21 protein-coding genes are annotated in these 23459 nt (G+C 48.0%); 15 read left to right on the top strand and 6 right to left on the bottom strand.

The window, feature by feature from the left end; genetic code table 11:
* Positions 1-28: 28 nt before the first annotated feature.
* From sufB to GO493_RS28260, 6 genes are all read left to right on the top strand, one after another.
* A complete protein-coding gene (gene sufB / locus GO493_RS28235; RefSeq protein WP_157309599.1) occupies positions 29-1474 on the top strand; it encodes a Fe-S cluster assembly protein SufB in 1446 nt (481 codons plus the stop codon).
* A 42-nt stretch (positions 1475-1516) separates the two neighbouring features.
* Positions 1517-2281, top strand: a complete 765-nt coding sequence (gene sufC, locus GO493_RS28240) for a Fe-S cluster assembly ATPase SufC (RefSeq protein WP_157309600.1) — start codon at positions 1517-1519, stop codon at positions 2279-2281.
* Between the two features lie 12 nt (positions 2282-2293).
* The gene (gene sufD / locus GO493_RS28245; protein WP_157309601.1) at positions 2294-3610 is read left to right on the top strand and encodes a Fe-S cluster assembly protein SufD; all 1317 of its coding nucleotides are present in this window, start codon (positions 2294-2296) and stop codon (positions 3608-3610) included.
* 146 nt (positions 3611-3756) lie between these two features.
* Entirely contained in the window at positions 3757-5004 is a 1248-nt protein-coding gene (locus GO493_RS28250; RefSeq protein ID WP_157309602.1) for an aminotransferase class V-fold PLP-dependent enzyme, read from the top strand.
* 18 nt (positions 5005-5022) lie between these two features.
* Positions 5023-5469 (top strand): SufE family protein, encoded by a 447-nt coding sequence (locus GO493_RS28255; RefSeq protein ID WP_157309603.1) that lies wholly within the window; start codon positions 5023-5025, stop codon positions 5467-5469.
* Entirely contained in the window at positions 5466-5783 is a 318-nt protein-coding gene (locus GO493_RS28260; RefSeq protein WP_157309604.1) for an iron-sulfur cluster assembly protein, read from the top strand. The genes GO493_RS28255 and GO493_RS28260 overlap by 4 nt, the downstream gene beginning before the upstream one ends.
* 37 nt (positions 5784-5820) lie before the next feature.
* Here the strand turns inward: GO493_RS28260 and GO493_RS28265 are convergent, their stop codons facing one another.
* Complete coding sequence (locus GO493_RS28265; protein ID WP_157309605.1) at positions 5821-6765, bottom strand: NADP-dependent oxidoreductase; 945 nt, start codon at positions 6763-6765, stop codon at positions 5821-5823.
* A gap of 98 nt (positions 6766-6863) precedes the next feature.
* Between GO493_RS28265 and GO493_RS28270 the strand changes: the two genes are divergently transcribed.
* The 4 genes from GO493_RS28270 (at position 6864) to GO493_RS28285 (ending at position 9305) form a co-directional block, all read left to right on the top strand.
* Complete coding sequence (locus tag GO493_RS28270; protein WP_232539143.1) at positions 6864-7712, top strand: AraC family transcriptional regulator; 849 nt, start codon at positions 6864-6866, stop codon at positions 7710-7712.
* Positions 7713-7796: 84 nt separating this feature from the next.
* Positions 7797-8297 (top strand): hypothetical protein, encoded by a 501-nt coding sequence (locus GO493_RS28275; RefSeq protein WP_157309607.1) that lies wholly within the window; start codon positions 7797-7799, stop codon positions 8295-8297.
* 66 nt (positions 8298-8363) lie between these two features.
* Positions 8364-8855, top strand: coding sequence for a BON domain-containing protein (locus GO493_RS28280; protein WP_157309608.1), 492 nt, complete (start codon positions 8364-8366; stop codon positions 8853-8855).
* Positions 8856-8882: 27 nt separating this feature from the next.
* A complete protein-coding gene (locus GO493_RS28285) occupies positions 8883-9305 on the top strand; it encodes an SH3 domain-containing protein (protein WP_157309609.1) in 423 nt (140 codons plus the stop codon).
* Between the two features lie 35 nt (positions 9306-9340).
* Here GO493_RS28285 and GO493_RS28290 read toward each other — a convergent pair whose 3' ends face one another.
* Positions 9341-10045: a hypothetical protein gene (locus tag GO493_RS28290; protein WP_157309610.1), complete on the bottom strand. Its 705-nt coding sequence runs from the start codon at positions 10043-10045 to the stop codon at positions 9341-9343.
* A 145-nt stretch (positions 10046-10190) separates the two neighbouring features.
* On the opposite strand from GO493_RS28290, the gene GO493_RS28295 reads away from it, so the two are divergent.
* The 4 genes from GO493_RS28295 to GO493_RS28310 all read left to right on the top strand — a co-directional run bounded on the left by GO493_RS28295 (position 10191) and on the right by GO493_RS28310 (position 18183).
* On the top strand, positions 10191-10610 hold the full coding sequence (locus GO493_RS28295; RefSeq protein ID WP_157309611.1) for a hypothetical protein: 420 nt from the start codon (positions 10191-10193) through the stop codon (positions 10608-10610).
* Positions 10611-10762: 152 nt separating this feature from the next.
* Positions 10763-11878 (top strand): efflux RND transporter periplasmic adaptor subunit, encoded by a 1116-nt coding sequence (locus GO493_RS28300; RefSeq protein WP_157309612.1) that lies wholly within the window; start codon positions 10763-10765, stop codon positions 11876-11878.
* A 31-nt stretch (positions 11879-11909) separates the two neighbouring features.
* On the top strand, positions 11910-16481 hold the full coding sequence (locus GO493_RS28305; RefSeq protein WP_157309613.1) for an efflux RND transporter permease subunit: 4572 nt from the start codon (positions 11910-11912) through the stop codon (positions 16479-16481).
* 121 nt (positions 16482-16602) lie between these two features.
* Positions 16603-18183 carry a hybrid sensor histidine kinase/response regulator gene (locus GO493_RS28310; protein ID WP_157309614.1) on the top strand — a complete coding sequence of 527 codons (1581 nt, stop codon included), beginning with the start codon at positions 16603-16605 and terminating at the stop codon, positions 18181-18183.
* Here the strand turns inward: GO493_RS28310 and GO493_RS28315 are convergent.
* Positions 18180-18746, bottom strand: a complete 567-nt coding sequence (locus tag GO493_RS28315; RefSeq protein WP_157309615.1) for a chemotaxis protein CheB — start codon at positions 18744-18746, stop codon at positions 18180-18182. The two genes, GO493_RS28310 and GO493_RS28315, sit on opposite strands and share 4 nt — an antisense overlap.
* Entirely contained in the window at positions 18743-19573 is an 831-nt protein-coding gene (locus tag GO493_RS28320) for a CheR family methyltransferase (protein ID WP_157309616.1), read from the bottom strand. Before GO493_RS28320 ends, GO493_RS28315 begins: the two co-directional genes overlap by 4 nt.
* 243 nt (positions 19574-19816) lie before the next feature.
* Between GO493_RS28320 and GO493_RS28325 the strand changes: the two genes are divergently transcribed.
* A complete protein-coding gene (locus tag GO493_RS28325) occupies positions 19817-20617 on the top strand; it encodes a hypothetical protein (protein WP_157309617.1) in 801 nt (266 codons plus the stop codon).
* Positions 20618-20664: 47 nt separating this feature from the next.
* Here GO493_RS28325 and GO493_RS28330 read toward each other — a convergent pair whose 3' ends face one another.
* Both GO493_RS28330 and GO493_RS28335 read right to left on the bottom strand, forming a co-directional pair.
* Positions 20665-22905, bottom strand: coding sequence for a cation:proton antiporter domain-containing protein (locus GO493_RS28330; protein ID WP_157309618.1), 2241 nt, complete (start codon positions 22903-22905; stop codon positions 20665-20667).
* A gap of 201 nt (positions 22906-23106) precedes the next feature.
* Positions 23107-23445 (bottom strand): hypothetical protein, encoded by a 339-nt coding sequence (locus GO493_RS28335; RefSeq protein WP_157309619.1) that lies wholly within the window; start codon positions 23443-23445, stop codon positions 23107-23109.
* Positions 23446-23459: the final 14 nt, after the last annotated feature.

Consider the following 23459-nt stretch of genomic DNA (forward strand, 5'->3'; position numbering starts at 1 on the left):
AAGCACCAATACTTAATTAACTCTGGCAATGAGAAACAGTAACGAAATAATAGACGACATAGCCAATAGGGAGTACGAATTTGGCTTTACTACCAACATCGAAACAGAAATGGCGCCCGTTGGCCTCAACGAAGAGACCATCCGCTTCATCTCTGCAAAAAAAGAAGAGCCCGAGTGGATGCTGCAATGGCGACTGAAAGGCTTCCAGGCCTTCAAGAAAATGCAGTTCCCCAAATGGCAGCACTTCGAAATGCCGGAACTGGACCTGCAGAAACTCTCTTACTATGCAGCGCCCAAACAAAAGAAAAAACTCAACAGCCTGGATGAAGTAGATCCGGAACTGCTGGCAACCTTCGAAAAACTGGGCATTCCCATCAACGAACAGAAAACACTGGCCGGCGTAGCAGTAGACGTTGTATTTGACAGCGTTTCCGTGGCTACCACCTACCGCGAAAAACTGAAAGAACTGGGTATCATCTTCTGCTCTTTCGGTGAAGCTGTCAGGACCTATCCTGAACTGGTACAGAAATACCTGGGTACAGTAGTTCCTCATTCCGATAACATATTTGCCGCCCTGAACGCAGCAGTGTTTTCAGACGGCTCTTTCGTATATATTCCAAAAGGCGTTCGCTGCCCTATGGAGCTGAGCACCTACTTCCGTATCAACGCGGAAAATACAGGCCAGTTTGAACGTACCCTCATCATTGCAGATGATAACGCATACGTTAGCTACCTGGAAGGCTGCACCGCCCCCATGCGCGACGAGAACCAGCTGCACGCCGCAGTAGTGGAGATCGTAGCTCTCGATCACGCCGAAGTAAAATACTCTACCGTTCAGAACTGGTATCCCGGCGATAAAGACGGTAAAGGCGGTATCTATAACTTCGTTACCAAACGCGGTATCTGTAAAGGTAACAGCAGCAAGATCTCCTGGACACAGGTAGAAACAGGCTCCGCCATCACCTGGAAATATCCCAGCGTGATACTCCAGGGAGACGACGCTGAAGGAGAATTCTACTCCGTAGCCGTTACCCGCAACAAACAGATTGCCGATACCGGTACCAAAATATACCACCTGGGCCGCAACACCCGCAGCCGTATCATTTCAAAAGGTATCTCTGCAGGTCATAGCGATAACACCTATCGCGGACTGGTACAGGTTGGACCACGTGCTGCAAACGCACGTAACTTCACCCAGTGCGATTCCCTCCTGATAGGCGACCGCTGCGGTGCACACACCTTCCCTTATATCGAAAGCAGGAACAGTACAGCTACAGTAGAACATGAAGCTACTACCTCCAAGATCGGGGAAGACCAGATCTTCTACCTCAACCAGAGAGGTATTGAAACCGAGAAAGCAGTAGCCCTCATTGTGAACGGCTATGCACAGGAAGTACTGAACCAGCTCCCCATGGAGTTTGCAGTAGAAGCCCGCAAACTGCTTTCTATCACACTGGAAGGAAGCGTAGGATAATCAATATTAACTTAGAAAAACAACAGAGAAACAATACATATCATGCTGACGATTAAAAATCTGCACGCAGAAGTAGACGGCAAACAAATTCTGAAAGGCATCAACCTTGAGATCAAAAGAGGGGAAATGCATGCTATCATGGGACCAAACGGTTCCGGTAAAAGCTCCCTGTCTTCTGTGCTGGCAGGTCGTGAAAATTATACAGTGACACAAGGTGAAGTGCTCTTCGACGGTAAAGACCTCCTGGAAATGTCTCCTGAAGACCGTGCCCGCGAAGGACTCTTCCTGGCATTCCAGTACCCGGTAGAAATACCCGGCGTGTCTAACCTCCACTTCCTCAAAACTGCATTGAACGAGATCAGGACTTATCATAACCTGCCTGCTCTCGAATCAAAAGAGTTCCTGAAGCTGACAAAAGAAAAACAGCAGCTGGTAGATTTCAACGCCAACCTGATGAACCGTTCCCTGAACGAAGGTTTCTCCGGCGGTGAGAAAAAACGTAACGAAGTGTTCCAGCTCGCTATGCTGGACCCTAAACTGGCCATCCTGGACGAAACTGACTCAGGGCTTGATATCGATGCCCTCCGTATCGTTGCCAGCGGCGTTAATAAACTGCGCAGCGCAGATAAAGCTTTCGTGGTTATCACTCACTATCAGCGCCTGCTGGAATACATCGTACCTGATTTCGTGCATGTACTCTACAACGGGCAGATCGTTAAAACCGGCACCAAAGAACTGGCGCTGGAGCTGGAAGAAAAAGGCTACGACTGGCTGAAAGAAGAGGTACACCAGAAAGAATCTGTATAAGCAAAAAGAACCATGAGCGAGAAATCATTTTACGAATTTATATCTAACGGGGTACCCGGACCAGAGCAGAAAGTGAATGCAGACAATGCTATCATGCCTGCCCGGAAGCTGGCTTTCAGCCGCTTCAGGGAACTGGGCCTGCCTACCCTCAAAACTGAAGAATGGCGCTATACCAATATACAGCGCTATCTTAAAGACGCTTTCACCCTGGCGCAGGAAGAAGAAGGCACCGTTACTGCCGCGCAGATCAGCACAGCCGGCATTCCCCACCTGGACAGCTACCGCATAGTACTGGTGAACGGACGTCTGCAGACAGATCTTTCCCAGATCCCCGCCAACGGAAAAGTAACTATCTCAAAGATCAGTGATGCAGCAGGTAATACACAGCTGCAGGCATGGTTCGACAAACACCCGCACCTCCAGTCACAGCCCTTCGCGGCACTGAACGCGGCACTGTTTGCAGACGGCCTCTTTATCGAAGTAAGCGCCAACGCCAGCCTGGACAAACCACTGCACATCATTCATACTTATACAGCCTCAGCCAACGCCTTTATACAGCCCCGCCACCTGGTGCTGCTGCATAAAAGCGCTACACTGGAGATCATCGAATCTTCCCTGGGACTGAACGATACCGCTATCACTTTCGTTAACACTGTGACAGAAGTCGTACTGGAAGAAAACGCTGAGCTCTGGCATTATAACCTTCAGAGCACCATCAAAAACAGCCGTCACCTCTCACACACTTCCACCACCCAGAAAGCTGACAGCCGCTATCATCATTTCAACTTCACCCTGCCTGCTGCAGAGATGACCCGCAACAACCTCAGCGTTGCGCTCACCGGCAGCAACACGGAAACAAACCTGCACGGCCTCTACCTGGCTACAGGACAGCAGCACGTAGATAACCACACCTTTGTGGACCACCTCGTGGCTAACTGTAACAGTAATGAGCTGTACAAAGGCGTACTGCTGGACAACGCCAACGGCGTATTTACCGGCAAGATCCATGTACACCAGGACGCGCAGAAAACAAACGCTTTCCAGCAGAACAACAACCTGCTGATGAGCGAAAAAGCGAACATTAACTCCCAGCCTCAGCTGGAAATATATGCAGACGACGTAAAATGCAGCCACGGCTTTACCGTTGGCCGTTTCAGCGACGAAGCACTGTTCTACCTGCGCTCCCGCGGTATCGGTGAAGAAGCCGCCAAGTCACTGCTGGTAAATGCCTTCGCTTTCGATATCACCGACCAGGTGCATATCCCTGCACTGCAGGACTTCCTGGCAGAAAAGATCCGCCAGTACGTAGCAGGAGCTATCAACAATTAACCGCTACTGTCGCTGTCTGGCCGCAGGGCCGGACAAAGTTCAGACAGGGTAATCGGCAATAAATAACGATCTTTGTATGAGGTCATCCTGGCTCACTACCGGATGACCTCCTTACATCAGAGACGAACCTAAAATAACAGATCAATATGCAACACGTACCAGATATCACTGTTCCGGCCTTAGACGTAGAAAAGATCAGAAGGGACTTTCCGCTGTTACAGGAAAAGGTATACGGCATTCCGCTCGTATATCTCGATAATGCGGCCACTACCCAGAAACCGCAGATAGTACTGGATACGCTGGAGTATTATTATACCCGCATCAACAGCAACGTTCACCGCGGCGTTCACCACCTGAGCCAGGAAGCGACCAACGCTTACGAACAGGCCCGTAAAACCATCGCCGCTTTCCTGAACGCAAATAAACCTGAAGAAGTTATCTTCACAAAAGGTACCACCGACGGTATTAACCTTGTAGCTAACTCCTTTGGCCGCGGATTTATAAAACCAGGGGATGTAGTGCTTGTTTCCGCAATGGAACACCACTCCAACATCGTTCCCTGGCAGATCATGTGTGAAGACAGAGGCGCAGAACTGAAAGTGATCCCGATGGACCAGAACGGTGAGCTTATCATGGATGAGTTTACCGCCCTGCTGAACGATAAAGTGAAGATCATCGCTGTAACCTACGTGTCTAACGCCCTCGGCACCGTCAACCCCGTACACGACATTATTGCTCAGGCGCACGCACGCAATATTCCTGTATTGCTGGACGCAGCACAGGCTGTACAGCACATGCCTGTTGACGTACAGGAACTGGATATTGACTTCCTCGTATTTTCCGGTCATAAGATCTACGGTCCTACCGGTATCGGTATCCTTTATGGTAAAGAAGAATGGCTGAATAAACTGCCTCCCTACCAGGGTGGTGGCGATATGATCAAAACAGTCACCTTCGCCAAAACCACCTATAACGTACTGCCTTACAAGTTCGAAGCCGGCACCCCCAATATGAGTGGCGCCGTAGGACTGGAAGCAGCCATTAAATACCTGCAGGAAATTGGTATTGAGAACATCCGTCAATGGGAAGAACAACTGGTGGATTATACCATTTCCCGCCTGAAAGAACTGGATGGCATCCGCTTTATCGGTAACCCGAAACACCGCTCCGGCGCTGTTTCCTTCCTGGTAGACAATATCCACCCTTACGATCTTGGCGAACTGCTGGACAAACAGGGAGTGGCTATCCGCACAGGACATCACTGCGCAGAACCGGTAATGGATTTCTTCCATATTCCGGGTACAGTACGCGCATCATTCGCTATGTACACTAACTTTGAAGATATAGACAGACTTGTAGCGGCTACTCAGAAAGCTGCTGCCATGCTAAGATAAAAGGAGGTATCAGAAAAAATGACGATCAAAGAAACACAGGACGAACTGATATCAGATTTTTCCTTCATGGAAAACTGGATGGATAAATACGAGCATATTATTCAACTGGGGAAAGAACTTCCGCTGATCGACGAAAAATATAAAACACCGGACAACCTCATCAAAGGGTGCCAGTCGCAGGTATGGCTGCATACAGAGCTGAAAGACGGGAAACTGTATTTCACTGCAGACAGTGACGCTGTGATCACCAAAGGACTGGTAAGTCTTATGGTCAGTGTTTTCTCCGGTCACACGCCGAAAGAAATAGCAGAATCAGAAATTTACTTCATTGATGCTATTGGTCTGAGCAACCACCTCTCGCCTACCCGCTCCAACGGGCTCCTGAGCATGCTCAAACAGATAAAGATATATGCGCTTGCCTACCAGGCTAAATCTCAATCACAAACAAACGGAAAAGAGCTATGAGCGAAAATACATTGACGCTGCGCGATAAAATAGAAGAGGTACTGCGCACCGTATATGATCCGGAGATCCCCGTAAATATATACGAGCTGGGACTGGTATACGAGATCAGGATCGGTGATAATAACCGCATCGGTATTACTATGACCCTTACCGCACCCGCCTGCCCTGTTGCAGGAGATATTGTACGTGAAGTAGAAGAGAAAGTGAAAGAACTTGAAGAAGTGTCTGATGTAGATGTTACATTAACCTTCGATCCACCATGGAATAAAGATATGATGAGCGAAGAAGCCAAGCTGGAATTAGGCTTTATGTAATATTAAAAAGGGGGCTATTGCCCCCTTTCTTATTCTATTATAACGTTACCACGATCTTTCCTCTTGTTCTTCTTCCTGCGATCTGTTCATGCGCTTCCGGCAAACGTTCAAAGCTGTATGTCCCCGTTACATAAGAACGGATACTTCCATTCTCCAGCAACGCCGCCAGGCTCTTCATATCCTCTCCGCTGGAAGCCACTAACAACCTGTATGCATATAATTGTTTCTCCTTCACTTTCTCTGCAACAGGCGTCGCATCGAAAAAGGTCAGGAGGCTGATAACACGCCCTCCGGGCTTCACCACCTCTAGTGAACGCAGCAAATGTTCTTCTCCGTATACAGCATCCAGCACTACATCTGCATCCTTTATCTTTTCTTCAAACTTCTCTGTCTGGTAATCAATAAATTCATCTGCTCCCAGTCCCAGAACAAACTCCCTGTTGGCAGCAGAAGCTGTAGCAATAACGTGTGCGCCAAAATGTTTAGCCAGCTGAACAGCGTAATGCCCTACTCCGCCGGCGGCTACATGGATCAATACTTTTTCGTTCTTCTTCACCTTTGCCTGGGTAACCAGTGCCTGCCATGCTGTCAATGCCGCTAATGTAGCTGCGGCTGCTTCCTCATGGGAAATATTATCCGGCTTCAGCGCCAGGTGGGCAGCCGGTGCGGCTACGTATTCCGCATAAGCCTTTCCATGTCCCGGGAAGTTCACCATGCCAAACACGGCATCTCCTACTTTAATATCTGTTACCTGCCTGCCAACCTGGGTCACTATACCGGAAATATCCCATCCTACAATTATCTCTTCTCCTGGTGCAACTCCCATTATCCGTTCCCGGCTCTCCGGATTGGTGACCATAAAATTATCTACCGGGTTGATACTGATAGCCTTTACCTGTACCAGCACCTCATTCTCTTTTATCTGTGGCTGCTGAATATCTGCTAATTGTAACTTCTCTTCTTTTAAAATGATAGCTTTCATATCTGTGCGTTTTGATTTGATAACACAAAACTCCAAAAATCAACCTGCCGATTACTTGTACATTTTTGGGTTTATTCCGTACTTTTACGGGTATGCAGATGCAGCATTTATATCAACCCTTTGAGATAGAGCTCATAAAAGCAGATGTCTGTCCTATGTCAGAGCACAGGCATAGCTTTTTTGAATTCATTTACTTCCTTGACGGGGATGGGGCATATTATATGAACGGGGCAAAGTTCAGCTATAATGCGGGTAACCTCTTCCTGATAACGCCAATGGATACACACTATACAAGGGTAAATAATACCACTACCTTCCTGTTCATCCGTTTCAGCAATATTTACCTGAGGGCGCAACAGGCGGAGGCTGCGAATGCGCACCTGGGCGACTGGACCCGCAAGCTTGAATATATTCTCCAGCAGGGTAATAATATGCAGGGATGCCTGATGCGCAATCCCGGAGATAAACCGCTGGTAAGAGCTATTATGGATGCTATTGTGCAGGAACATGAAAAACAGCTCTCAATGCATAAAGAGCTGCTGCAACAGCTGATCAATACCCTGATCACTATAGTAGCCAGGAATATTTCTTTCAGCATTACAGATAAAGTAGCCTCAGGGCATAACCTTGCTATGGACATTATTAACTATATTCACCTGAATATTTACAACCCCACCCGGTTAAGGGCAGAAAACCTGGCCAGCCATTTTAATATTTCTGTTAATTATATCAGTGAATATTTTAAAAAGCATACCGGCGGAAACCTTCAGCAATATATCATCAATTATAAGCTTTCTTTGGTGGAAGCAAGGCTCCAATACAGCGATATGCGCCTCAATGAGATAGCTTTTGAGTTTGGATTTACTGATGAAAGCCACCTCACTAAAACCTTTAAAAAATACCGGGGGGTAAATCCTACTGCCTACCGGAAAGACATACTCCAGTAAGCCAACTGAACTTTGAGGCATTAAACTTGTTATAGAAGTTCGTACCTGGATCAATTCTTTTATTCAAACCTAAAAAACTCAGTTATGTGGGAACAACTAATGAGCATGATCACTGAAAGTGGTCAACAATCTGTTATTGAGAATCCTGAAGTACCTAATGAACACAATGAGGCGGTTATTGCGGAAGCAAAAGACGCTATCGCCTCCAAACTGGGTGATCTGGCGGCCAGTGGCCAGACCCAGCAGGTGCAGGAAATGCTGGACACCCCTGACCACCCGGAAGCAAGATCCATCCAGAGCAATTTCGCCACTAACATCATGGAGAAATTCGGTATTAACCAACAGGCAGCTGCCGGAATTGCAGCGTCTCTTATTCCAACTGTATTGAACGCTATTCGCGGTAACGCCAATAATAATGCAGCCGGCAATGCCGGAGGAGGCTTTAACATCCAGGACATCCTTCAATCCCTTGGCGGCGGTGGCAATCTGCAGAGTACCCTCAGCGGCATTGGCGCTAAGCTTGGTCTGGATAAAGATGGCGACGGAGACGTTGATCTGGGCGACCTCACAAAAATGTTTAAGTAACCAACCCTGGCCCCTTCCCAAAAGGGGCCTTCCATTTCTTTTCGTTTAAACCTTTAAATGCTAGTTATGAAAATGAAACAAATCAGCGCAGTTATCATCGCTATGGGACTTGTTTTCCTCTTTTCCTGCAAAGGGAAACCTAAAGATTCTGAGCTCCAGGCCAAAGTAACAGAGAAACTGAATGCAGTCCCAGGTGTGACCGCCGAGACCAAAGATGGCGTAGTAACACTTTCCGGCTCAGTTACAGACGAGGCCGCAAAATCATCAGCAGAAGAAATGGCTAAATTGACGGAAGGAGTAAAAAGCGTTACCAACAATATTGTGGTAGCTCCTCCTCCGGTTACAGCGCCCCCGCCGCCCGCCGTGACCGCCGATGATCCGCTCAGGACAGGTGTAGAAGCCATTATTAAGGACTTCCAGGGCGTACAGGCCACTGTTGAAGACGGCGTGATCAAAGTATCCGGCGAATTGAGCGCAACCAGGTGGAAAACACTGAAAATGGCGCTGGACGGACTGAAACCCAAAAAAGTAGACGCTACAGGGCTGAAAATAAAATAATCTCTCACTCCCCCAAAATTAATCCTCATGGCATTACAGGAAAAATATAAAGAGCTGATAGATGCTGCTAAATCAGCCGGCACCAAAAATCTGCAGGTGAGCGAACTTGACGGAGTACTGCATATTACCGGCGAAGCTCCCTCCGGAACAGTAAAAGATAATCTCTGGAATATTTACGGGAAAATAGACCCCAACTTCCTTACCGGAGATGTTGTAATGAATATTAACGTAGCTACCGCCGTAGAAGGCGCCAGGCTGAAAGTGATCACAGAATCTTCCAACCTCAATATCCGTAAAGGACCTGGCACAGACCAACCTATTGTTGGTAAAGCCGCTCACAATGAGACCGTTACATTGATCAGCAAACAAAGCGATCAGTGGTGGCTTATCAGGACAGATAGTGGTGAAGAAGGCTATTCTCACTCACAATATCTGAAACCCGTAGAATGAATTTAATAAGGGCTGGCCAGCGGCCAGCCCTTCACTTACTGTACTTCTTTCAGCTTATAGACGTTAGCTTCCTTCTCCAGCGCATATTTTATAGTCCGCTTCCCATCCCCCGGCTGCCCATCAGGATCACTTTTCTCATACACAGGATACTGCCGCATCAGGTAAGGCGCTTTAATATAAAAAGAATCCCTCCCACGATATCCTTTCAGATCTTCTCTGTCCACATCTCCTGAAAATATCCTTACAGGCTTATTCCTGACATACGTAATGCCATACACGCTGCCTGTTGCCTCTGAACCGGCAGAATAGGTAAAGAAGAACACTTCAGGATATTTATCATGGTTCAGATCTGCAACAATACTTTCACTCAGCATTCCTTTCACATCGTAGATTACTGTACTGTCACTCTTTGTGGTATCTCCTTTCATATCAGTTGCCGCTATTATTACGGAACGGGCTGTGCCATCTCCTTTCGGCACTACTGTATATTTGTAGTTATTATATCTCATCACTTTAGATACTGCATTGCCGGGCCCTTTATTTACGTTGCTTCCTTCCTCTCCCGGTTGTGTAGGATTACCGGCATTTGCATTGCCACCTGCTGCAGAACTTGCCGGAGTAGTTGCTGCTCCCGGCGATGAGTTCACTTGGGAAGAGTCCTGCGCCAGCTGTTCTTTGGTCTTCATCGGTGAATTGCATGCTGCACCTGCTATCAGCAGCAGAAAGATCAATCGTCTCATAAGAACATTTTTATTATTCTTACACAAGGAACATGCCTCAACCAACGTACAAATAATAAAAATTTACCGCTCGTACATTCATGCTTTGATTTCATAGCCACTGTTTTTATCTTTGCATCGCTGATTTTAACGTGCTGACTTATTCATGATCGCAGACAACAGGCACATATTACACCGGGTCTTACTTTTCCTGCTGCTTCTGACCAGCTTCCAGCTGGGGCTGCCCACAAGTTTACAGGCAAAGCACGAATTGAAGAGCGCCCGCATGGAACGCCTTTTTGATCATGAAGAAATAGTGGTCTTTTATCTTGAGAACGACTATCTTGTCAACGACTCTCCTGAAGATACAGGTCCTTTCTTCCACAATAAAAAGGTACCGCCTAAACGCAGATATTATCTTCCTGGTAATAACCAGCAATTCAGCTATAACGTACGCATATTCCAGCTTCCTTACAACCTGGAGCCTGTTGTACCTGAAGAAGAGAACAAAACCGGTATATACCAGCAGCAGCATGCGTTCCTGCCGGCTTACTACAGGTTCCTCTTCAGGTATACGCTCTTCTAAGATAGTTTTACATAACCCGTTTTTCTTATCATCAATTTTTCTGCTGTAACTACGGTGCCGGCATTGCTTTGCCTTAATGCACCGGGCTACGCTATTACACAAATCCGGGGCGTTCTTACAACGCTCCCTGTAAAACTATTGTCGTACCTATCATGCGAACGTTAACAAAGATCAACATACTGGCAATGAGCATTGCCCTGGGCGGATGTATAACCCGGGGAGAGAATAAGAACACTGAAAACAACCTCAACACATTTCCCGTGCTCCGCCTGTCATTCACAGATACGTTGCTGCACAGGAACTATGTGGCAGATATAGAAGCCGTGCGCAATGTGGAGATACGTGCCCGCGTAAACGGGTTCCTGAATAAAATATATGTGGACGAAGGGCAACATGTAACACAGGGTCAGTTGCTTTTCAGCCTCAATGACGAAGAATACCGTGCAGAGCTGGCAAGGGCCAGGGCAGCGCTCAGCAGTGCCATTGCAGAAGCTAAAGCAGCTCAGCTGGAAGTAGACCGTATACAACTGCTGGTATCTAAAAAAGTGATAGCGGCAAGTGAACTGGAAGTAGCTAAAGCAAAGCTGGCTGCTGCGAACGCACGTATTGAAGAGGCACGCTCTGCAGAAAGCAATGCGGCTACACGCCTCTCCTATACCAGCATCCGCGCGCCGTTTGACGGTTACATTGACCGTATTCCTTCCAAGGCCGGCAGTCTTATCAGTGAAGGCGCCCTGCTCACTTCTGTCTCGGACATTAAAGAAGTGTATGCTTACTTTAACGTATCAGAAACAGAATACCTGCAGCACAGCAGATCGCACGATGCGGATAAACATCCCGAGGTACAACTGGTGCTGGCAGACGGCTCTCCTTATCCTTACCCGGGTAAAGTAGAGACCATAGAGAGCGAATTTGAAGAAACAACCGGGTCTATTGCTTTCAGGGCAAGGTTCCCGAACCCGAAGGCGCTCCTGAAACATGGCGCCAGCGGCAAAGTACAGCTGAGCAATGAGCTGGACAGTACTATCCTGCTGCCTCAGAAAGCAGTGTTTGAAATGCAGGACAAGAACTATGTATTCATCCTGGACAAATCCAACCAGGTGAAGATGAAGAATTTCACACCCGGCCCCCGCCTGGAAAACTGCTATATCGTACAGGCCGGCCTGAACGATGGCGACCGTGTTGTGTACGAAGGCGTACGCAACCTCCGGGACGGCATGCAGATCAATCCTGCTCCTATTACACTGGACAGCATAAAAGGATTGTAAGCGGTATTTCTTCATTCATCATTGCATCATCATGTTCGATACTTTTATAAAGCGACCGGTATTGTCGCTCGTGATCTCTTTGATCATTGTTCTGCTTGGATTACTATCATTATTTACACTGCCGGTAACACAGTTTCCGGACATTGTTCCTCCTTCGGTAACAGTTACCGCCAAATACACCGGCGCCAATGCGGAAGTATGCGCCAAAGCCGTGGCCACTCCCCTGGAAAGGGCTATCAATGGTGTGCCCGGTATGACATACATGTCATCCGTTTCCAGTAACAACGGTATCACTCTCATACAGGTATTCTTTAACGTAGGTACAGACCCTGACCAGGCCGCCGTGAACGTACAGAACCGCGTGGCCACCATTATCGATGAACTGCCGGAAGAAGTGATCAAGGCAGGTGTGACCACTGAAAAAGAGGTTAACAGTATGCTGCTGTATCTCAACGTAATGAGTGAGGACAGTACGCTGGACGAACAGTTCATCTACAACTTTGCAGACATCAACGTATTACAGGAGCTGAAAAGGATTGACGGCGTAGGCTTTGCTGAGATCATGGGCGCCAAGGAATATGCCATGCGCGTATGGCTCAAGCCGGACCGTATGCTGGCTTACAGCCTCTCTGCCGATGACGTGATAGCAGCTATCCGTAAACAGAACGTGGAAGCTGCTCCCGGTAAGACCGGCGAGGCGGCAGACAATGAACCACAGGTCCTCCAATACGTATTACGATATACCGGCAAATTCTATGAGCCGGAACAATATGAGAACATTATTATCCGTGCCAATCCTGACGGGTCTGTATTGAAGCTGAAAGACGTGGCGGATATTAAGTTTGGTGCACTCAGCTACGGCATGGTGTCTAAAACAGACGGCAAGCCTTCTGCTTCTATTATGCTGAAGCAGAGACCGGGCTCTAATGCACAGGAGGTTATTGCCAATGTAAAGAAAAGAATGGCGGAGCTGCAGGCCTCCTCTTTCCCTCCGGGTATGAGCTATAACTTCAACTATGATGTATCCCGCTTCCTGGACGCTTCTATCCATGAAGTACTGAGAACGCTGGTAGAGGCATTCATACTTGTATTTATCGTGGTATTCCTCTTTATACAGGACTTCCGCTCTACGCTCATCCCCGCCCTGGCCGTTCCGGTGGCCCTGATAGGTACTCTCTGTTTCATGCAGATGATGGGTTTCTCTATCAACCTGCTCACCCTGTTTGCATTGGTGCTGGCCATAGGTATTGTGGTGGATAATGCCATTGTGGTCGTGGAGGCCGTGCACGTAAAAATGCAGGAAACACATTTACCTCCGCTGCAGGCCACGCTGGCGGCCATGAAAGAGATCAGCGGTGCACTGGTGGCCATTACCCTTGTAATGTCTGCCGTGTTTGTACCGGTAGCTTTCCTGTCAGGCCCTGTGGGGGTATTCTACCGGCAGTTCTCCCTTACACTGGCTATTTCTATTGTCATATCAGGTATTAATGCAGTAACCTTAACGCCTGCGCTCTGTGCCATTATGCTGAAGCATAATCACCATCCCGGCAGGCCACGCACCTGGTTGCAGAAATTCTTTGACCGCTTCAACTACGGATACAGCAAGACAGAGAAGAGCTACCAGAACCTGATTGGCCGCATTGCAGGCCGCAGGTTGGTAACCATCATCCTCCTTGCAGTATTCTTCGTTGCAACATGGGGTGTCAGCGCCATTCTTCCGGGCGGTTTCATTCCCACGGAAGACCAGGGTATGATCTACGTGAACGTAACCACTCCCGCCGGCGCTACTGTAGCCCGTACAAGCGCAGTGCTGGACGAAGTAGAGAAGATAGCGCAGCAGATGGAGGAAACTGAATCTGTGTCTACCCTTGCCGGCTTCAGCCTGGTGAACGACGTGGCAGGCGCCTCTTACGGTATGGGTATGATCAACCTTAAACCATGGGAAGACCGCAAGCGCTCTGTGAAAGAAATCATCAGTGCACTTGAAAAAGATACCCGCATCATTGCAGATGCCAGCATAGAATTCTTCCCGCCGCCTACAGTACCGGGCTTTGGTAACTCCAGCGGTTTTGAGCTGAGGGTGCTGGACCGTAGCGGTACCGGCGACCTCCGGCAAACGGCCGATGTAACAAACAAGTTCATCGCCGCCCTGAAGGCCCGGCCTGAGATAGGTAGCTCCTTCACCAGCTTTGACCCGGATTTCCCGCAGTACATGATCCATGTAGATCAGGCTATGGCAGCACAGAAAGGAGTAAGCGTAGACAATGCCATGAGCACCCTGCAAACATTGCTGGGCAGTTACTATGCCTCCAACTTCATACGCTTTGGGCAGATGTATAAGGTAATGGTACAGGCAGCTCCCGGATATCGTACCAAACCGGAAGACGTATTGCATCTCTATGTAAAGAACGATGCCGGTGAGATGGTGCCCTTCTCTAACTTCATCAGGATGGAAAGAGTGTACGGGCCGGAGCAGCTTACCCGTTACAATATGTACACTGCCGCTATGATTAACGGAGATGCGGCCCCTGGTTATTCCAGCGGTGATGCCATCAAAGCAATTGAAGAGGTAGCAGCTAAATCACTGCCCCGTGGATATAGTTTTGAGTGGAGCGGTATGACAAGAGAACAGATACTCTCCGGCAATCAGGCCATTTACATCTTTGCTATCTGCCTGCTTTTCGTATACCTGTTACTGGCAGCCCAGTACGAAAGCTTCCTGCTTCCACTCCCGGTGATACTCTCACTGCCTGCAGGTATTTTCGGAGCTTTCCTGACACTGAAACTGGCGGGGCTGGAAAACAACATCTATGCACAGGTGGCCCTGGTTATGCTTATAGGTCTGCTGGGTAAGAATGCTATCCTCATCGTGGAATTTGCCATTCTGCGTAATAAGCAGGGGCTGTCAGTACTGGAAGCCGCAAAAGAAGGAGCTGTGTCCAGGCTACGTCCTATCCTGATGACATCCTTCGCATTCATTGCCGGCCTGATACCACTTTGTGTGGCCAGTGGTGCAGGAGCGATGGGCAACCGTTCCATAGGTACTGCAGCTGCAGGAGGCATGCTTATTGGCACTGTGTTCGGAGTACTGATCATTCCAGGACTTTATGTACTGTTTGCCTCTATCAGCCAGAAGAAAAAACAGCATAAAACAGTGAAAGCGCAGGCTGTTACACCGGTTGCCATATTGTTGCTGATGGCGGTCCTTTCCGGCTGTTATGCACCTAAAAAGCTGGAAACGCCGGCAGCCCCCACAATGCCTGCTGCATATACAGACAGTACGGCAACGGCAGATAGCAGCAGCATTGCCCAGCTGTCTTATAAACAGTTCTTTACCGATCCGCTGTTACAGCAACTGCTGGATACGGCCTTGAAGAATAATACGGATATGCTGCTGGCCAGCCAGCGACTTGAAATTACCCGGGCGCAATTACTGGCTGCCAGCCGGGCCTGGCAGCCTTCCGTGAATGTGGCATTGTCTGCCGGCGTGGACAAATATGGAGATTACACATTGAACGGAGTAGGTAATTATGACACCAATCTCTCTCCCAATATTGACGATAAACGACGCATACCTGATCCCACAGCTGATTTCTTCGTAGGCCTGCGCAGTTCCTGGGAAATAGATCTCTGGGGAAAAATGCGCAGCCGTAAAAAGGCGGCATACCTCCGCTTCCTGGCAAGCGAAAAAGGCAGGCAACTGGTTACCACGCAGCTGGTATCGCAGGTGGCGGGACTGTACTACCAGCTGATGGCGGTAGATTATGAACAGACCGTCATCCGCCGTAACATCCAGTTACAGGAAAGTGCGCTTGCCACCGTTCGCATACAACAGGAAGCGGGGCGTGCTACCCTGCTGGCTGTACAGCAATTCACCGCCCAGTTGTTCAACACGCGCAGCATGGCCCTGGAACTGAACAAGCAGACGATTGAGCTGGAAAACCAGCTGAATGCCCTGCTGGGACGTTTTCCGCAAACCATCAAAAGGGACAGTTCCCTGATGGCTTCCCGCCTGCCGGATTATGCAAAGACAGGCATTCCCTCGTCCCTGTTGTTACGCAGGCCGGACATACAGCAGGCAGAGCTGGAGCTGCAGGCCGCCAAAGCAGATGTACAGGCAGCCAGGGCTGATTTTCTGCCTTCACTGCAGCTTATGCCCTATGCTGGCTTCAATGCCTTTAAAGGCTCTTTGCTCTTTAATTCTGCATCCGCCGCCTATGGCATACTGGGAGGGTTAACAGCTCCTGTGCTTAACAGGAAGCAATTGCAGTCGCAATACAATATCACCACTGCCACCGGCATGTCTGCCTTTTATAACTACAGACAGGCAGTCATCAACGGATACCAGGAAGTGTTGACCGCCCTGGGCAAAATGCAGAACGGTCAACAGGCATATGAACTGAAACAGGCGGAGGTGCAGATGCTGCAGGATGGCGTATCCACTGCAAATGATCTCTATGCCACCGGTTATGCCACTTACCTGGAAGTGATCACCGCACAGAAAAGCGTACTGGAAGCAGAACTCACGCTGGCCAACAGCAGGAAGGAACTTTTTCTGGGCGCCATTGCCCTTTACCGCTCACTCGGCGGAGGGGTTAACTGACAGGAAAACACTCTCTCAGACAGTCGCTTTTGCCATCTGGCAAAGGCGATTGTTGTTATAACCCGTCCTTAGCGCGGCTCGATTTTTGCAGATTTTCAATGAGCCAACACATTAATCAAGGATGATATTAATAGTAGATGATAAACCCGAGAATATTCTATCTCTCAGGAAATTACTCGAGCTGCATGACCTGGAGGTAGATACGGCACTTTCGGGGGAAGAAGCATTAAAGAAAATCCTGCGGAACAACTATGCACTGATCATCCTGGATGTACAGATGCCCAGTATGGACGGCTTTGAAGTAGCAGAAACCATCTCAGGTTATAGTAAGGCCAGGGATGTACCCATTCTCTTCCTCTCTGCCGTTAACAAGGATAAAAAGTTCATTGCCAAGGGATATGCTTCCGGCGGACTGGATTACATCACAAAGCCTGTTGATCCGGATATACTACTGATGAAAGTGAAGACCTTCATCCGGCTGTACGAACAAAACCGGCAGTTACAGGTGATGCACGCCTCCCTTCAGCAGGAAGTGGAAGTGCGGAAACAGGCACAGGCCGCACTTAACGCCAAAGTACAGGAGCAGCATTCCATCCTCGAATCATTACCCCAGGTAGCCTTTACTGCCGGCGCAGACGGCACAATAGAATACGCTAACCGCCACTGGTTCCACTACTCTCCCAGCCTTGAGAAATTCCCCTCCACCTATAATCATGACCAGGAAGAGATATCGGTCTGGAAGGAAGCTATCAGTGCCGGTCACCCCCTGGAAACAGAGGTATACCTGCATCACAGGCAGCATCTCCATTACCGCTGTCACCTGCTGAGAGCTATTCCGCTGGAGGAAGAAGGCCGCATTGTAAAATGGGTGGGCACCTTTACAGATATTGCCCATCAGAAACAGGCTAATGAGATACTTGAACAAAGTGTGAAGGAACGTACACATGAGCTGCAGGAGATAAACAGCGCGCTGGAAGCCAGCAACCACGAACTACAGCAGTTTGCCTCCGTAGCCTCTCACGATCTGAAAGAACCGCTTCGCAAGATCCAGCTGTTTGGCACCATCCTGCGCGACAGGCACCTTAGCAATAACCCCGAAGCCCTGCAATACATGGAACGTATTGTCAGTTCTTCAGAACGTATGACACGGCTTATTAATGATCTCCTGAAATACTCCCGGCTTTCGGCCGATAATAACTTCGAGCCCGTAAACCTGAACGGCATCATATCTGACATACTGGTTGACCTGGAGCTCTCTGTCAGCGATACCGGCGCAGAGATCTCCGTAGAGCCGTTGCCTGTAGTAGAGGCCATTCCCGGTCAGATCAGACAGGCTTTGCAGAATATTATCAGCAATGCTTTGAAGTTCACACGACGGGATATTAAACCACTGATCCGTGTAAAAGGAGAAAGAGTATATGACAGGGAGTTTGAAAGTCCCGCGGCTGAAAGCGGTCCTTTCTGCCGGATCACCATCAGCGATAATGGCATCGGCTTTAATGAAATGTACCTGCCCAAAATATTCACCCTCTTTCAGCGCCTGCATGCAGCTGAAGCGTATGAGGGCACTGGTATAGGGCTGGCCATTGCGAAAAAGGTAGTAGAAAAACATCAGGGCCTGATCAGCGCCAGCAGTAAGGAAAATGAAGGGGCTACTTTTGTATTGTTGCTGCCGGTAGAACAACCTAAAATTACCAGTTAAGACAGTTCCTTCACAAAGCTGATCATCTCACGGATGCCCAGCACTTTATCTACCGGTACCACCGTCATGGCATGTTTGGGCATAAAAGCCACTTCTGCCTCTTCCGGGTCCTGTACGGCTATAAAACCACCCAACTCCTTTACCTCTTTCAGTCCCTCTGTACCGTCAATATTAGCACCGGATAACAGTATACAGTATAACCGGTCTCCAAATACCTCTGCCGCAGACATAAACGTAACGTCTATACTGGGACGGCTGTAATTTACTTTTTCAGAAGCATCCAGTGTCAGTGATCCATCCGGTTCTATCAGCAGGTGATAATCAGATGGTGCAATGTAAATATGTCCTGGCAACAACAGGTCCTTCTCATCTGCTTCTTTCAGCGGAAGGCAGGTTTTGCCTGCCAGCAGCCGGGCCAGCAGCATATCACTGTCGCTCTTCCTGTGCAATACAATGATCATAGCCAGTGGCCAGTCCGCCTCCAGTTCTGGCAGCAACTGCATCAGTATGTCCAGGCTGCCGGCCGAACCTCCTATCACAAGTAATTTGGAAACGGGAATCATGTCGATATTTTTCTCCAGATTTTTTCCTTCTGTACTATAGGTTTAAATAAAGACGCTATGGAAGTAAACCGCAGCGTTTCTTTGGCGCCCAGCGCCATAAAGCCCAGTTGTTCAAGGCTATCGCTGAAAAGATGTAATACTTTGTCCTGCAGGTCCTTATTGAAATAGATCAGCACATTCCTGCAAACTATGAGCTGGAACTCGTTGAACGATCTATCTGTTACCAGGTTGTGCGCAGCAAAGATGATCTTTTCACTCAGCAGTTCTGAAAACTTTGCGTATTCGTAGTTTGCCGCGTAATAACGTGAAAACTCCTGTTGTCCGCCGGACTGCTGATAATTCTGTGAATACTGCTGCATATGCGCCAGGGGAAAGATGCCCTTACGCGCCTTCTCCAGCACACTCTCGTTGATGTCTGTAGCATAGATCACAGATTTATGCAGCAGGTCCATTTCGTGCAGCAGGATAGCCATTGAATATACTTCTTCTCCTGTAGAACAGCCGGCATGCCAGATCCGTATGAAAGGATAAGTAGCCAGCACAGGTAACACATGTTTGCGTAACGCCTCGAAAAAAGCCGGATCCCTGAACATTTCGGTAACGTTCACTGTGATCTGTTCCATCAGGTAGGTCAGGTAAACAGGATCAGATTTTACCCGGTAGCGGAACTCTGCAAAAGAGGGAAAACGATCAGTAGTATAGACCCTCTGCAAACGACGCTTTACAGATGCAAAGGAATAATCTGTAAAGTCATATCCATATTGCTCCAGCAAATCATTTAACAGAATAACTATTTCTTCATCCTTGAGGTGTCGCAGGCTATCCATGTCTTACTTGATCGTTAAACTAATATCCATCCGTAAGTTCGTAAAGTTTTCCCGCATTTCAGCGCAGAGAAAGCAAAGCCGCTTATTTAACCGGTTTAAAATCAAAAAGAACTATAAATTTTGAAATAAATCAATATGTGAGTATTCCTACCTAAAATCCAACGTTAATAGTATCCCGTTAATAATAACACAGGGTACCTTTATCCTGCCTTATACCTGACTATTGCCAACATAATACCAACTATGTCACTGAACAGAGTGCTGTTGTACACAGCTGCATTTACAGGGGCTGCCCTGATCAGCGCCTTCCGGATGGATGAAGGGACAATGCGCCTTATGGGGATGAAAACATCGACTGACAGAACTGTCATCTCCTATCACGAGAATAAAAGCGTGTCTTCCCTGCTTACCATGCATAACAGTAGTGATGGTGTATATACCACCACACGTATTCCTGTTTATGAAAATGGCCGCCTGGTGAAAATGTTTATCACTGATGAAGAAAGCACCAGTGAGCCAAGACTGTTTTCTTCATTTGACTATTCAGATAAACAGGAGATCATCAGGATCAGTTATTACCTGGGTAATGCCGTACATGCTTACGACTCATTGGTTTACAACAGTGAAGGGCGTATTGTTGAACGTTATTATTTTGACCGGACGAGAAGTAAAGCACCTTTTACCAATAACAGCTTCCAGCGTTATAACTGGGACAGGAACGGGAATATTGTCAGTGTAGATAATATGGGAAGACCGGACCCTAAGCTGCCTTTTACACATGGTTCAACTACGGTGTACCAGTATGACGGTCATCCTAATATACAACGTAGTATACCACTGCTGGCTTATCTTGTAGATGTGGCCGCCATTAATCTTTCCGCCAATAATATCGTTTCTGAGACTATTCAACCGGCTAATGGCGGCAGGGCTATAGTTAACAGGTATAAATATGCTTATAAGGATAAAAAGTACCCGTCTCACGTTACCGCCACCTTTTCTGGTAATGAGGGGTCTGTAATCACAGAGCTGGAATGGTCTGAATAAAATATTTTTATGGCGCTATGCATAGCTGCACAGCGCCATAAATCATATTAAGCTATTTGCTGCTCTCTAATAAAAGCATTCAGTTTCTTCCCACTGCCCGCTACCCATATAATATCACCTTCTTCCAGTAAAGTATTAGATTCAGGATTCAGGATCCTCCTTCCCTTACGCTCAATTCCCAGTACAATTCCACTGGTACGTTCACGTATCCCTACTTCCCGGATAGACCTGTTCTTCAGTTTAGACTTCGCTCCTATCAGGAACTGTTTCAATGCAATAGGGTCTGTATCCTGCACCTGCTGTTCAATATCTGCAGCAGATGGTTCCAGGAACTGGTTGAATTTCTCCAGCTGCTCGTCTGTACCTATTGTTGTCACTACGTCTCCAGGGAAAAGGCGTTCATTCTTATCAGGTGCATATATTTTCTGTCCGCTCCGGTTGATCAGGGCAATATTGACCCCGTAATTTTCCCTCAGCGCCAGGTCCAGTAAGGTCTTGCCGGCGGCCAGGCTATGTGCGCGGATCTCGGTAACAGCCAGATGGGCATCCCAGGGAGCCAGCACCGCTTTGCTGATATTCCCTACACGAGCTTCACGCGCATTGAAATTGGAAAAGAAACGTGCTTCTATAGTATTGTAGAAGGACTGAATGCGGTGCCGGAGCACGAATATCAGTATTACAATGCCCATTGTTACCAGTAAAGCCACTGAATAGGAGAAGAACCTGTCCATAAAGAAACCTATCAGGAACACAGCCAGCACTATCCTGGATAAGCGCAGTAAGAGCAGCGGCCCTCTGTACCTTTTCTGCTCCCAGATGCTGGACGATTCTTTTGAGCTTAATTTCCGGAAAGCCAGCGCCCAGAGGAAAGGCATGAGCAATACAAGTGTGATCATAGCACTGCCTACCCTTCCCCAGTTGTATCCGCCGATCTTTATATTGACCAGTGGCAGCAGGTAATAATAACACAACAGTGTGATAGAGAGGATGATCACAGAGGAGATCACCATGTTGACGAAATAGGAACGGAGCAGCTGTTTCCAGTCGCTCACCACAGAGATAGTCTGTGCGGCAGCACTGTAACGGTTCAGCGATGTCTTCCACCGGTGTGGCAGGATAGCGGACAGCTTTTCAAATGCCGGGGCCGACAGGCGGATCATATACGGTGTAGTGAAAGTGGTTACTGCCGATACTGCTACTGCAACCGGGTAAAGAAAATCACTTGTCACCTTGAGTGATAACCCCAGCTGGGCAATGATAAAAGAGAACTCTCCTATCTGTGCCAGGCTCATGCCGCCCTGAACAGCAGTTTTCAGCGGTTGCCCGGATAACAGGGCGCCGATGCCGGTGCTGAGGGTTTTGCCTAAAATGGTTACAACCGTAATGATAGCCACCGGTCCTGCGTATTTCAGCAGCATGGACGGATCTATCAACATGCCGACAGAAATAAAGAAGACTGCTCCGAAAAGCTCTTTTACCGGTTTAATGAGATGTTCTATTTTCTCTGCCTGTGTAGTTTCTGCCAGTATAGATCCCATGATGAATGCGCCAAGGGCCGGAGAAAAACCTGCGTGGGTAGCCAGTACCACCATCAGCAGGCAAAGCCCGATGGAGGTCACCAGCAGGGTCTCTTCATTCATCAGCTTCTTCGTTTTCCGTAACAGGGTTGGCAGGAAAAAGATGCCGAATACAAACCAGGCAATAAGGAAGAACACCAGTTTCACCACAGATTCCAGCATTTCGCCTCCGGCAAACTGCTGGCTGACAGCTAGAGTAGATAGTAATACCAGCAGGACTATAGCTACCAGGTCTTCCACGACCAGGATGCCGAATACCAGTCCGGCAAACTGTTGACCTTTAATGCCCAGCTCTTCAAATGCGCGGATGATGATGGTAGTAGAAGAAATAGAAAGTATGCCGCCCAGGAAGATGCTGTCCATAGTAGACCAGCCCATGAGCTGTCCTACTCCATATCCCAGCAGCAGCATAAAAATAACTTCTACTATGGCTGTAATGGAGGCAGAGCCGCCTACTTTGATCAGCTTTTTAAAACTGAATTCAAGACCCAGACTGAACAGCAGGAATATAACCCCTATCTCAGACCAGATCCTGATATTAGCTTCGTCAGAGACACTGGGTATAAAAGAGACATGCTGTCCTGCAAGCAGGCCGGCTACAATGTAACCCAATACAAGCGGTTGTTTCAATCGCTTGAAAATGAGGGTGGTGATTGCTGCTGTAATTAATATCAGTGCCAGGTCGGTAATCAGAGGTGGTAAATGTATCATCCGGTCTTTCAGTTTTAAATTGTTGATTATAAGAATAACGCCAGCAGGTATGATGATGTTAAAAGAATGACATATCATACCTGAAAATGGTAGTGTACCAATCGTTTTTTGCTTGTCCGCCTTCGGTGGACAAACTGAGATAGTGGGTTTGCCTGTCTGTGACAGCCAAACTGAAGAAAACTATGTTCTGTGCTTAATTACTTACCAAAAAATGTGCTGGGGAAAAAGAAGCGATCGTATAATAGCATGTACATCCGGCAATAAACGTGATGCCTGTACTTTACATAGAAAAAAAGGAATGCGGGGAAGAAAGTATTCTCTGAACGTTCCGGCGCCGTCACGGCTTTCGGATTTAATGGGGGTGACAACCTGGTTATGAGGTGTTTCTATTGTTCTTTCGGGAAGGTCCTGCTTTCTTTCCTGCCACTTCTGCCACGAGACAAATGTCTTTCTGACACTATCATTTACTTTCGCGCCGGCTTTAGCTCCGCCGCAAAGAAGTAAAAGAAGAAGAAGACACAGGTGAAAAACATGACGCATGCCGGCAAAGATAT

This window comes from Chitinophaga tropicalis (assembly GCF_009758205.1).
Classification (GTDB): domain Bacteria; phylum Bacteroidota; class Bacteroidia; order Chitinophagales; family Chitinophagaceae; genus Chitinophaga; species Chitinophaga tropicalis.

Excerpts from the sequence above, each read along its gene's own strand:
- sufB (WP_157309599.1), top strand. The coding sequence starts at position 29 with ATGAGAAACAGTAACGAAATAATAGACGACATAGCCAATAGGGAGTAC.
- sufC (WP_157309600.1), top strand. The coding sequence starts at position 1,517 with ATGCTGACGATTAAAAATCTGCACGCAGAAGTAGACGGCAAACAAATT.
- sufD (WP_157309601.1), top strand. The coding sequence starts at position 2,294 with ATGAGCGAGAAATCATTTTACGAATTTATATCTAACGGGGTACCCGGA.
- GO493_RS28250 (WP_157309602.1), top strand. The coding sequence starts at position 3,757 with ATGCAACACGTACCAGATATCACTGTTCCGGCCTTAGACGTAGAAAAG.
- GO493_RS28255 (WP_157309603.1), top strand. The coding sequence starts at position 5,023 with ATGACGATCAAAGAAACACAGGACGAACTGATATCAGATTTTTCCTTC.
- GO493_RS28260 (WP_157309604.1), top strand. The coding sequence starts at position 5,466 with ATGAGCGAAAATACATTGACGCTGCGCGATAAAATAGAAGAGGTACTG.
- GO493_RS28265 (WP_157309605.1), bottom strand. The coding sequence starts at position 6,765 with ATGAAAGCTATCATTTTAAAAGAAGAGAAGTTACAATTAGCAGATATT.
- GO493_RS28270 (WP_232539143.1), top strand. The coding sequence starts at position 6,864 with ATGCAGCATTTATATCAACCCTTTGAGATAGAGCTCATAAAAGCAGAT.
- GO493_RS28275 (WP_157309607.1), top strand. The coding sequence starts at position 7,797 with ATGTGGGAACAACTAATGAGCATGATCACTGAAAGTGGTCAACAATCT.
- GO493_RS28280 (WP_157309608.1), top strand. The coding sequence starts at position 8,364 with ATGAAAATGAAACAAATCAGCGCAGTTATCATCGCTATGGGACTTGTT.
- GO493_RS28285 (WP_157309609.1), top strand. The coding sequence starts at position 8,883 with ATGGCATTACAGGAAAAATATAAAGAGCTGATAGATGCTGCTAAATCA.
- GO493_RS28290 (WP_157309610.1), bottom strand. The coding sequence starts at position 10,045 with ATGAGACGATTGATCTTTCTGCTGCTGATAGCAGGTGCAGCATGCAAT.
- GO493_RS28295 (WP_157309611.1), top strand. The coding sequence starts at position 10,191 with ATGATCGCAGACAACAGGCACATATTACACCGGGTCTTACTTTTCCTG.
- GO493_RS28300 (WP_157309612.1), top strand. The coding sequence starts at position 10,763 with ATGCGAACGTTAACAAAGATCAACATACTGGCAATGAGCATTGCCCTG.
- GO493_RS28305 (WP_157309613.1), top strand. The coding sequence starts at position 11,910 with ATGTTCGATACTTTTATAAAGCGACCGGTATTGTCGCTCGTGATCTCT.
- GO493_RS28310 (WP_157309614.1), top strand. The coding sequence starts at position 16,603 with ATGATATTAATAGTAGATGATAAACCCGAGAATATTCTATCTCTCAGG.
- GO493_RS28315 (WP_157309615.1), bottom strand. The coding sequence starts at position 18,746 with ATGATTCCCGTTTCCAAATTACTTGTGATAGGAGGTTCGGCCGGCAGC.
- GO493_RS28320 (WP_157309616.1), bottom strand. The coding sequence starts at position 19,573 with ATGGATAGCCTGCGACACCTCAAGGATGAAGAAATAGTTATTCTGTTA.
- GO493_RS28325 (WP_157309617.1), top strand. The coding sequence starts at position 19,817 with ATGTCACTGAACAGAGTGCTGTTGTACACAGCTGCATTTACAGGGGCT.
- GO493_RS28330 (WP_157309618.1), bottom strand. The coding sequence starts at position 22,905 with ATGATACATTTACCACCTCTGATTACCGACCTGGCACTGATATTAATT.
- GO493_RS28335 (WP_157309619.1), bottom strand. The coding sequence starts at position 23,445 with ATGCGTCATGTTTTTCACCTGTGTCTTCTTCTTCTTTTACTTCTTTGC.